This window comes from Phytoactinopolyspora endophytica, assembly GCF_004138495.1.
In the GTDB taxonomy this organism is placed as follows: Bacteria; Actinomycetota; Actinomycetes; order Jiangellales; family Jiangellaceae; genus Phytoactinopolyspora; species Phytoactinopolyspora endophytica.
Window position 1 is genome coordinate 135,211 of sequence record NZ_ML142856.1, and the last position, 9,940, is coordinate 145,150.

The 9,940-nt window shown below is 66.1% G+C and carries 11 protein-coding genes and 1 tRNA gene; 7 read left to right on the forward strand and 5 right to left on the reverse strand.

Annotated elements, in window-relative coordinates:
- Positions 1-201: 201 nt before the first annotated feature.
- Entirely contained in the window at positions 202-864 is a 663-nt protein-coding gene (locus ELR45_RS16905; protein WP_129667447.1) for a GntR family transcriptional regulator, read from the forward strand.
- Positions 865-901: 37 nt separating this feature from the next.
- Here the strand turns inward: ELR45_RS16905 and lysA are convergent, their stop codons facing one another.
- From lysA to ELR45_RS16925, 4 genes are all read right to left on the reverse strand, one after another.
- Positions 902-2,326 carry a diaminopimelate decarboxylase gene (gene lysA / locus ELR45_RS16910; RefSeq protein ID WP_129667448.1) on the reverse strand — a complete coding sequence of 475 codons (1,425 nt, stop codon included), beginning with the start codon at positions 2,324-2,326 and terminating at the stop codon, positions 902-904.
- Positions 2,326-3,984: an arginine--tRNA ligase gene (argS, locus tag ELR45_RS16915; protein WP_129667449.1), complete on the reverse strand. Its 1,659-nt coding sequence runs from the start codon at positions 3,982-3,984 to the stop codon at positions 2,326-2,328. The genes lysA and argS overlap by 1 nt, the downstream gene beginning before the upstream one ends.
- Complete coding sequence (locus tag ELR45_RS16920; RefSeq protein ID WP_129667450.1) at positions 3,981-4,277, reverse strand: helix-turn-helix domain-containing protein; 297 nt, start codon at positions 4,275-4,277, stop codon at positions 3,981-3,983. The genes argS and ELR45_RS16920 overlap by 4 nt, the downstream gene beginning before the upstream one ends.
- Before the next feature lie 70 nt (positions 4,278-4,347).
- Positions 4,348-6,117, reverse strand: coding sequence for an LCP family glycopolymer transferase (locus ELR45_RS16925; RefSeq protein ID WP_129667451.1), 1,770 nt, complete (start codon positions 6,115-6,117; stop codon positions 4,348-4,350).
- A 135-nt stretch (positions 6,118-6,252) separates the two neighbouring features.
- On the opposite strand from ELR45_RS16925, the gene map reads away from it, so the two are divergent.
- From map to ELR45_RS16955, 5 genes are all read left to right on the forward strand, one after another.
- Positions 6,253-7,020 carry a type I methionyl aminopeptidase gene (gene map, locus ELR45_RS16930; protein WP_129667452.1) on the forward strand — a complete coding sequence of 256 codons (768 nt, stop codon included), beginning with the start codon at positions 6,253-6,255 and terminating at the stop codon, positions 7,018-7,020.
- Between the two features lie 45 nt (positions 7,021-7,065).
- Positions 7,066-7,138, forward strand: a tRNA-Arg gene (locus tag ELR45_RS16935).
- 211 nt (positions 7,139-7,349) lie between these two features.
- Positions 7,350-7,628, forward strand: coding sequence for a helix-turn-helix domain-containing protein (locus ELR45_RS16945; RefSeq protein ID WP_129667453.1), 279 nt, complete (start codon positions 7,350-7,352; stop codon positions 7,626-7,628).
- A 68-nt stretch (positions 7,629-7,696) separates the two neighbouring features.
- Positions 7,697-8,164 (forward strand): helix-turn-helix domain-containing protein, encoded by a 468-nt coding sequence (locus ELR45_RS16950; protein WP_205856738.1) that lies wholly within the window; start codon positions 7,697-7,699, stop codon positions 8,162-8,164.
- Between the two features lie 6 nt (positions 8,165-8,170).
- Positions 8,171-8,722 carry a PIN domain-containing protein gene (locus ELR45_RS16955; RefSeq protein ID WP_129667454.1) on the forward strand — a complete coding sequence of 184 codons (552 nt, stop codon included), beginning with the start codon at positions 8,171-8,173 and terminating at the stop codon, positions 8,720-8,722.
- A 25-nt stretch (positions 8,723-8,747) separates the two neighbouring features.
- Here the strand turns inward: ELR45_RS16955 and ELR45_RS16960 are convergent, their stop codons facing one another.
- The gene (locus ELR45_RS16960; protein WP_129667455.1) at positions 8,748-9,266 is read right to left on the reverse strand and encodes a hypothetical protein; all 519 of its coding nucleotides are present in this window, start codon (positions 9,264-9,266) and stop codon (positions 8,748-8,750) included.
- A gap of 204 nt (positions 9,267-9,470) precedes the next feature.
- Here ELR45_RS16960 and ELR45_RS16965 point away from each other — a divergent pair.
- On the forward strand, positions 9,471-9,940 hold a 470-nt coding region (locus tag ELR45_RS16965), incomplete at its 3' end, for a dihydrofolate reductase family protein (RefSeq protein ID WP_205856739.1).

A 9,940-nucleotide genomic window follows, 5' to 3' on the forward strand; every position in this document is an offset into this window, starting at 1 on the left:
CGCTCACGGACTCGGTCGCCGACCGGCTGCGTCGGTGGGCGGAACGAGCGACGGTGGTCGTTGTCATCAGACGCCCTTTCGATCGACGTTGTGACCGGGACGTTACGACGCATTGCATGTAATTTCAAGGATCTTGAACGTACTGATCTCCAGAAACCACAGACGATGGGGTAGATTACATGTAACTTAAGTGGAGGTTCGATGACAACAGAGACGAGTGGCCGCGAGCAAGGACTCGCCGAACGGGCATATCTCAACCTGCGCACGGCGATCCTCGAGCATGAGCTCGCACCTGGGACCAGGCTGTCGGTCCCCAATGTCGCGGAGCGGCTGGGAGTCAGCCGGAGCCCGGCCCGTGAAGCGATCGCCCGCATCACATACGAAGGGCTCGCCCACTTCGAGCCGAACAAGGGCGCGGTCGTCGCCGACCTGAACGCCGAGTCACTCGTCGAGATCTACGAAGTCCGAGAAGCCCTCGAGGGTCTGGCATGCAGGCTCGCCAGCCAGCGGATGAACCGGGACGACGTCGCCGGGCTCCGTGAGCTTCTGTCACAGCACACCGCGGCCGCAGAGGCGGGCGAGGTCGAACTCCACTATGAACTGGACATGCGCTTCCACGCTCGGATCCGCGAGCTGGCCGGCAACACCCGGCTCACCACCCAGCTCGAGCTCCTTCAGCAGCAGATCCGGCTGGCGATGTACACGACGCATCGATCGCCCGGCGGTATGCCGCTCGCACTGACCGAGCACCGCCGGATCATCGACGCTCTCGAATCCGGCGATCCTGTGCTGGCCGAGGCCGCCGGACGCTCGCACATCGCCCGACTGCTGCGTGACCTGTCCTCCGCGGACAGAGCAGGCTAGCGTCCTGCACGCCCCGCAGGGCGCCACACACAGAGGGTCAGCCCACGTCGAGGGTGAAGAGATCCTCTTCGGTCTCCCGGCGGACGATCGCCCGCGTCTCTCCGGCCCGCACGGCGACGACAGGCGGCCTTGGCACATGGTTGTACGTGTTGGCCATGCTCCGCGTATATGCACCGGTTCCCGGGACGGCGATGAGGTCACCCGGTTCGATGTCCGCCGGCAAGAACTCATCCCGCACCACGATGTCGCCGCTTTCGCAGTGCTTGCCGACGACGCGGGCCAGCACCGGCTCCGCATCGGAGCGGCGCGAGGCCAGCGTGCAGGAATAGTCGGCGTCGTAAAGGGCGGTGCGGATGTTGTCGCTCATGCCGCCGTCGACGGAGACGTACCGGCGCACCGCACCACCGTCGAGCTCGACCGCCTTGACCGTCCCCACCTCGTACAGCGTGAACATGCTGGGCCCTGCGATGGCGCGCCCCGGCTCGATGCTGACCCGCGGGACGTTCAGGCCGTAGCCGGCGCACTCGTGCTTGACGATCGCCGCCATCCCGGCGGCCAGCTCCTCGGCAGGCTGTGGGTCGTCCTGGCTCGTGTAGGCGATGCCGAACCCGCCGCCGAGATCCAGCTCGGCCAGCTCGACGCCATGCTCGTCCCGGATCTCGGCATGCAGTCCCAGTACGCGGCGAGCCGCCACCTCGAACCCGGACGTGTCGTAGATCTGTGACCCGATGTGTGAGTGCAGCCCGATCAGCTCAAGCGAAGGCTCGGCGAGAATCCGCCGCACAGCCTGTGCGGCCGCGCCGCCCGCGATGGAGAACCCGAACTTCTGGTCTTCATGCGCGGTGGCGATGTACTCATGCGTGTGTGCCTCGACACCGACCGTCGTGCGCACCATCACCGGCGCACGGACTCCGCGCTCCGCGGCGATGGACGCGAGTCTGGAGATCTCGTCGAAGGAGTCGACGATGATCCGGCCCACACCGGCGTCGACGGCGCGCGACAGCTCCGAGACGGACTTGTTGTTTCCATGCAGCCCGATACGTTCCGCCGGGAAGCCCGCACGGAGTGCGACCGCCAGCTCGCCGCCCGAGCAGACGTCCAGGTTCAGCCCTTCCTCTGCCACCCAGCGCGCCACCTCGATGCACAAGAATGCCTTGCCGGCATAGAAGACGTCCGCGCCGCCGTCGATGCCGGCGAATGCACCGCCGAAGGCGTCCCGGAACGCCCTTGCTCGTGATCGGAAGTCGATCTCGTCCAACACATACAACGGCGTGCCATGTTCGGCCGCCAGCGCGAGGACGTCGATGCCGGCCACTCGCAGCACACCGTCCTCACCGCGCGCCACGGTCGCCGACCACAGCCCCGGGTACAGGGCGTTGACGTCCTCCGGCACCTGCAGCCACGAGGGATGCCGGCGTTGTCCCGCCTCGGCGTGCAGGGCGCCGGCCTCGTGTGTGTGCATCACATCCGCTCCGGAGCCGAGACGCCGAGCATCGCCAGGCCATTGGCCAGGACCACCCGGGTGGCCTCGACCAGCCACAGCCGGGAACGATGGACGTCGCTGGTCTCCTCGTCTCCCATCGGCAGTACCCGGCACACGTCGTAGAACTTATGGAAGGTCGACGCCGTGTCCTCCAGATATCGGGCGACACGGTGAGGCTCCCGCTGCTCGGCCGCCGAGGCGACGACGCGCGGGAACTCGCCCAGGGCGGCGAGCAGAAGAGACTCCCGCTCGTGGTCCAGCAGCTCCGGCCGCAGCTCGCCGCGGTCCACACCCAGCTCTTCGGCGTTACGCAGGATCGAGGAGAGCCGCGCATGCGCGTACTGCACGTAGAACACCGGGTTCTCCGACGTTTGTTTGGTGATCTGCGCGACGTCCAGCGTGAGCGGTGAGTCCGCCGGATAGCGGCAGAGCGAGTAGCGCAGCGCGTCGACGCCCGCCGCGTCGACCACCTCTCCGAGCGTCAGCATCGTGCCCGCACGTTTCGACAGACGCAGTTCCTCGCCCTCGCGCATGATCTTGACCAGTTGGCCGATGGGGATCTCGATGTTGTAGTCGGGGTCGTCGCCGGCGCACGCCGCCATCGCCTTGAGCCGGCCCACATAGCCGTGATGGTCGGCTCCGAGCAGGTAGAGGCAGATGTCGAAGCCGCGCTCACGCTTGTCGACGTAGTACGCGGTGTCCGAGGCGAAGTAGGTGTAGGAGCCGTCCTGTTTGATCAGGACTCTGTCCTTGTCGTCGCCGAAATCCGTGGTGCGCATCCACAGCGCGCCATCGGACTCGAAGATGTGGCCCTTCTCGCGCAGCACGTCGAGGCCATGTTCCACCTGGCCGGAGTCGTGCAGCGTGCGTTCAGAGAACCACACGTCGAAATTCGTGCGGAAATCGCCGAGCTGGCGCTGCTGTTCGGCGAGCTGCAGCTTGTAGCCCTCTTCGCGGAAGATGACCAGCTGCTCGTCGTCTGGGAGGGTGACGATGTCCGGGCGAGCCGACAGGATCGCCTGCGCCAGGTCGGTGATGTACTCACCGTGATAGCCGTCGTCCGGGACATCCTTGCCGTGTGCGCGAGCCATGATCGACGCGCCGAAATGGTCCATCTGCACGCCGCGGTCATTGATGTAGAACTCGCGGCTGACCTCCGCTCCCGCGGCCTCCAGGACCCTCGCGATGGCATCGCCGACGGCAGCCCAGCGGACGTGGCCGAGGTGCAGCGGACCGGTGGGGTTTGCCGAGATGAACTCCACGTCGATTCGGACACCGGCGAGCACGTCGCCGTGCCCGTAGGCCTGCCCGGCCTGCACGATACTCCTGGCCAGCTCACCGTGGGCGGCGGCGGACACGGTGATGTTCAGGAAGCCCGGGCCGGCCACGTCGACGCCTTCGACCCCTGGCACCTGGCGCAACCGGTCCGCGAGCAGTTCTGCCAGCGCGCGCGGGTTGGTTCCAGCCTTCTTCGCCAGCTGCATCGCCGCGTTGGTCGCATAGTCTCCGTGCTCGCGGTTACGCGGACGCTCGATCGTGATGTCGTCTGGCACACCGCCAGGCAGGGCTACGTCACCGGCGTCTGTCGCGGCCGCGAGGACCTCGCGCACCGCCTGCGAAAGCTGTTCAGGGGTCACCCCGCAAGCGTAGCCACTACCGCGGGCGGGTTGTCGCCCCCGTTGGCCACCTGGTCCATCACCTGAGACAGGACCTCGTCCAGCGACAGATTCAGGGCGTCGGCGACCGCCGCCACCGTGAAGAACGCCGGGGTCGGAATCCTCCCGCGCTCGATCTTCCGCAGCGTCTCGGCGGATATGCCGGCTTCCGAGGCGACGTCGACGATGCTCCGGTCACCGCGGGCCGCGCGCAGCGCTTCCCCCAGCCGCTCACCACGGTCACGCTCGGAGACGCTCAACGGCACACGCACCATGAGCTCGATTCTAGTCTCGCTGGGAGCAACCGACGACGCTCGCCCGTCTGGCCGAGGCGCCGGACGGTGCTCAGCAGCTGGAGCCTTCCTCCGCCGACTTAGGCGAGTCGGATTCCTCGGAGCCGGGTTCACCGGATCCGCTGTCTGTGCCACCGGTCTCGTCGCCGACTGCGTTACCGGCCTCGTCGTCACCGGGCTCGGTGCCGTCTCCGTCCGTCGAACCGTCATCGGTCGCCGAGTCATCGGTCGCCGAATCGTCGGACGTCGAATCGTCCGTGGAGCTGTCCTCGTCGGCGTCCTGGTCTGCCTCAGAACCGTCGTCCCCAGCCGGCGTCTCGCTGGGATCGTCGCTGGGTCCCGTGGACGTTTCGCCGGCGGGCTCATCGAGCGTCTCCGCCACCGTCGCGTGAATGGCGTCATAGTCGGGATTCGCCGCTTCGCCGCCGTGTTCGGCGAAGAAGTCGTCGTCGATGTTGATGCTCTCGAGCTCGGCCCCCTGGATGTCCATGGTGAGCTCGATGATCGGCGGGAACAGGTCAGCGGGAATGTCGGTCTTGACCATGTTCTTCGTCGCGGAGGCCAGGCTCTGGTATTGGGTGAGCAGCTTCCTGGGCTCTGCCTCGTCGATGATGGCCTCGATGACGCACTGCTGCCGTTCCATCCGCCGGTAGTTGCTGCTGCCGCATCGAGATCGCGAGTACATCAGCGCCTCGCTCCCGTCCAGGTGCTGCTCGCCTTCCTCGATGAACGTCGCTCGTGACAGGCAGTAGCCGTCAGGTTCGCCGTAATGGATCGGCACAGGCTCAGACACGTCGATGGTGATCCCGCCGAGAGCGTCCACGAGGGCGGAGAACCCGTCGAGGTTGACCATCATGTAGTAGTCGATGTCGATCCCGAGCGCGCCCTCGATGGCCCACTTGTTGGCGTCCGAGCTGGAGACTTCGAGGTCCGGATAGAGCGCGGGCACGTTGTTGTAGACCGAGTACAGCATGGAGTTCGCGTTCTCCGGTTCGCCCGTGCTCTGGTCGATGTATCCGTAGGGATAGACCTCGTTGAGCGGGCTGTCCTCGGGGAAGGGCATCTGGCTGAGGTTGCGTGGCAGGGAGACCAGCGTGGTGTCCCCCGTCGTCGTGTCGATGCTGGCCACGATCTGGGTGTCGGCACGCACGCCGTTGTCCTCCTCATCCCGCCCGAGCCCGACGTCGGCGCCGAGCAGGAGGAAGTTCAGCCGCGGCTTGTTCGCCCACGGATCCTTCTTGTCGATGTCGTCCGGTGTGGTCTGGCTCGGCTCGTCGTCGTCCGCCGCGATCGAGGAGATGAGATCCCGCTGAGTGAAGGCGTTGCGGGCGGCGATCGACATCGGCGCGACGACGCACGACGCGGCCAGCACCACGACCATGGCACCTGCGAGGCGCTTGGGAACGCCGAGACCGTCCGGCTCGAGCGAGCGGTGCGATACGAGGGCGACCAGGAGCCAGAGCGCGGCCAGTGCCACCAGGCCGACACCGATGTAGAGCAGCTTCTCCCGGTCACCGCCGTACGCTGCCAGTTCGTTCCACGGAACCAGCACCACGACGGCGACCGCCGCGCAGAGCAGGAGTCCCAGAAAGAAGAGCAGCGCCATGCCCGTTCGACGCCGTCCCGCGGCGAGCAGACCGAGGCCGGGGAACAGGCTACCGAGGAACGCCAGGCCGAGGAAACGACCGTAGCGGTCGTTCCGCCGACGCCGACGTCGATCGTGCCGGGAACGCGAGGTACCGGTGCCGGCTCGCTTCGCACGGGAAGCGTGAGTGCGTCCCTGCGGCCTGCTACTCTGCCCGCCCTTTCGGTCTCGCGCCATCGGGTCAGCATCTCACCCGTACGGTCGCGAGCCCGGAAGGGCATGGCATCGACAGGCGTGAACCCGACCGGTATAGTTATTGGATGCCGCCTATCGGGCGACTCTCCGCACACCGATAAGACCTAGGACACACCGATGGTTGAACTGAAGACACCGGGCGAGATCGAAGCCATCGCCGCGTCTGGACGAGTGGTCGCAGCCGTGCACGCTGCCGTCCGGACTCACGCCACGATCGGGGTGTCCCTGCTCGAGCTCGACGACGTCGCTCGCGACGTGATGCAGAGCGCAGCTGCGTCGTCGTCGTTCCTCGGCTACAAGCCCAGCTTCGCGTCGTCTCCGTACCCAGCGGTGCTCAACACCTCCGTCAACGACGTCATGCTTCATGGCCTCCCGACCCGGTACCGGTTGCGGGACGGCGACCTGCTGGGCGTGGACTTCGGCGCGCACATCGACGGCTGGCACGCTGATGGGGCAGTGAGCTTCATCGTCGGGACACCGGACCCAGCCGACGAGAAGCTGGTGGAGACCACTGAACGGATGCTCGAAGCGGGCATCGCCGCCGCCCGCCCCGGGGCCAAAATGGGCGACATCGGGTACGCGATGTCCCTGGTCGGACGCGGAGCGGGCTACGGCGTGCAGAACGACTTCGGCGGCCACGGAGTGGGCCGGGCCATGCACGAGGAACCGTTCGTGCCGAATGAGGGACGGCCAGGTCGCGGCTGGCCGCTCAAACCCGGTCTGGTGATCGCCATCGAGCCGAGCCTGATGGCCGGTGGGGGCGACGACTACTACATCGACGACGACGGGTGGTCCGTGCGCACCGGAGACGGCAGCCGTGGCGCGCACGTCGAACACACCGTGGCCATCACCGAAGACGGTCCCAGGATCCTCACGGCCGGCTGATTGGGGATCCGCCCCGAAATCCTGGTAACCTTACTGCGGTTCCCGGCCCTCGTAGCTCAGGGGATAGAGCGTCTGCCTCCGGAGCAGAAAGTCGCAGGTTCGAATCCTGCCGAGGGCGCAAATCGGAAAATGGCTGGTCATAGTCTTGTGGCCAGCCATCCTTTGCGTTGTGCGACCACTTTACGACCATGATTCACTTCGTCGCACTGAGGATCTTGGCGGCGCTGGCGGAGGCGACGCCGCGTCCCATGTAGACGTTCTGCGTCATGCTGGGTTCTTCGTGGCCGAGGTGGTCGGCGATCTCGCGTGCTGTGAGTCCGGGGTTAGCGGTGACCGCGATCGTCGGCTCGACGCGCCAGCATCACACGGCGATCGCTGATCCGGTCGAACGCGCCGTGGAGATCGGCAAAAAGCTGAACGGGTTACCTAACGTGGCGAAAGACTTACGAGAGCTCCGGCAAGAGACTGTTCTTGAACTTCGCACTGCCGGATGGTCGTACGGGCAGATAGGCGAAGCGCTCGGGCTTCACCGCCACCGCGTGCAGCAGATTGCCGAAGGTCGCACAGGCAAGTCGAAACGTCCGGCCGCCGGGGATGCATCTAAGTGAAGCCATCGGCCGGCGTTCGTTTTGTTCGTTTCATGGCTTACAGTTGGTAGTAAGGATTGGAGGTTGCCGTGACTATTGCGCCTGAGCGGACGGTGATGCCGCCCGAGGAGCCGGAGCCGTTGGACAGACTGGTTGAGCTGTTCGAGGGTTCGCCGGGTTCTGATGTGGCGGTACTGGCGACGCCATCGGGGAAGCGCGTGCCGATACCGGCGGAGCTGGTCGAGTTGCTGCGCGACATTGTGGTGGCGATGGCGAACGGGCAGGCAGTCACGGTGGCTCCGCACAACCAGACGTTGACGACGCAGGAGGCGGCTGACCTGCTTGGGGTCAGTCGCCCGACCGTGGTGCGGCTGTTGGAGAACGGTGAGATCCCCTACTCCCAGCCAGGCCGGCACCGTCGTGTGCTGCTGCGCGACCTGCTGGATTATCAGGAGCGACGGCGTCATGAGCGCCGAGTGGCGTTGGATGAGTTGACCGAGATCTCCGAAGACGCCGGTGCGTACGAGGCCACCGCGATACCGCGGCGCACCCGGTGATGTGTCATGGCCAATCGAGTCTTGCTGGACACCTGTGTGCTGTATCCGGCGTATCTGCGGGACACGCTCCTGCGGTTGGCCGAGGTTGAGCTGTTCTCTCCGGCCTGGTCCGCAGCCATCTTCGAGGAGCTGCGACGGAACCTGATTGAGGCCGGGCTCGGTGATGCTGCCGTGGACCGGATGCTGACCCGGATGAACGAGACGTTCGAGGACGCTGACGTGATCGGGTACGAGCATCTGGTCGAGTCAATGACGTGTGACCAGAAGGACCGTCACGTGTTGGCAGCGGCCGTGCATGGGCGTGCGGACGCGTTGGTGACGTTGAACGTGCGGGACTTCCCACCTGAGTCGGTCAACCCGCATCAGGTGACCGTGCACAGTCCAGACGATCTCCTGCTTGACCTGTTCGACCTCGCTCCTGGTGTCGTGCTACGCACGCTGCATCGGCAAGCGGCCAGCCACAAGCGCGAGCCTAAGACGGTGGCTGGGCTGCTGAACGCGCTCAGCCGTGGTGGAGCGCCTCGATTCGCCGACGAAATCCGGCGACACCTAGCCTGAACGGTCCAGCATCGTGCCCACGCGATCACAAGGAAAGCCGGGGTGGGCGACGCACGGGCGCGCGAGCGATGACAGGAGATGCCACGTCGAGCATGCCGTTGATCTCTCGCGCGTCCTGAACGGCGCGTTGAGCGTGACGACGGTCGGCACGCAGCGCCCAGTCGTCGTCTCGACTGGGTTGGTGCCCGAGAGCGGATAAGCCCGTGACGCTGTGGCGGTCGCGGTAGGCGGCGACTGCTATGACGCATCGCATCCACTGTTCTCGCTGCTGCGCGGTTTGGGGCGGGTATCCAAGCTCGCGGAGCCACGGTGCTCGGTCGGCAATGGCCTGCTCGGCGAGGGCGGTAGCGCGTTGTTCGATAAGTGTGGCTCGTTCGTCGAGGGCTCGGCGCTTATCGGCGTCGTTGACGTGGGCGGCGGCGGGTATGAGTCCGACGATCATGCGGTGCGGCGTCCGGGCGCGGCCGGTGGCAGTGGCGTGATCGATGACCTTTTCCAGCCGGTGACCAAGCACTGCCTCCGAGGCCTTGATCCGCTGGGCCACGATCAACACCATCCCGCAGGATCGCCCGCGGAGTGCCCGCCACCCGGCAGCAACGACGCACCTTCACCACCGCAAGTTGATCTTCTCAAACACGCTCTCAGTCCGGAACGCGAGGACTACCTGCGGACACAGATCGCGTACAGATTAGGTTTTCGCGCCGCGCCCGTCTGTACGTGTGAGATCGACTCACGAGAGGATGGCATGATGCGGAAATTGATCTTCGGCATGAACGTGACCCTGGACGGCTACATCGCCGCGACCGGCGACGACCTCGGCTGGAGTGGGGGTGAGGGACCGGACTCGTCGCCGAGCGACGAGCTGTTCCAGTGGTGGTCCGACCGGGTGGGGGCGACCGGTTTAGCGCTGTATGGACGCAAACTGTGGGAGACGATGAGTTCCCATTGGCCGACCGCCGACCAGCAGCCCGGCGCCACGCCGGCGGAGATCGAGTACGCCGGCCGCTGGCGGGACATGCCGAAGGTGGTGTTCTCCTCGACGATCAGCACGGTCGACTGGAACACTCGTCTGGTCACCGGCGACGCGGTCACCGAGATCACCAGCCTCAAGGCCGACGACGGCGGCCCGATGGACATCGGCGGCGCCACACTCGCCGCAGTGGCCATGCGGGCTGGGCTGATCGACGAGTACGTGCTGGTCACCGTGCCGGTCTTGGT

What these genes read in the sequence shown, in the direction of transcription:
- ELR45_RS16905 (WP_129667447.1), top strand. Translation starts at nt 202, where the DNA reads ATGACAACAGAGACGAGTGGCCGCGAGCAAGGACTCGCCGAACGGGCA.
- lysA (WP_129667448.1), bottom strand. Translation starts at nt 2,326, where the DNA reads ATGCACACACACGAGGCCGGCGCCCTGCACGCCGAGGCGGGACAACGC.
- ELR45_RS16920 (WP_129667450.1), bottom strand. Translation starts at nt 4,277, where the DNA reads ATGGTGCGTGTGCCGTTGAGCGTCTCCGAGCGTGACCGTGGTGAGCGG.
- ELR45_RS16925 (WP_129667451.1), bottom strand. Translation starts at nt 6,117, where the DNA reads ATGGCGCGAGACCGAAAGGGCGGGCAGAGTAGCAGGCCGCAGGGACGC.
- map (WP_129667452.1), top strand. Translation starts at nt 6,253, where the DNA reads ATGGTTGAACTGAAGACACCGGGCGAGATCGAAGCCATCGCCGCGTCT.
- ELR45_RS16955 (WP_129667454.1), top strand. Translation starts at nt 8,171, where the DNA reads ATGGCCAATCGAGTCTTGCTGGACACCTGTGTGCTGTATCCGGCGTAT.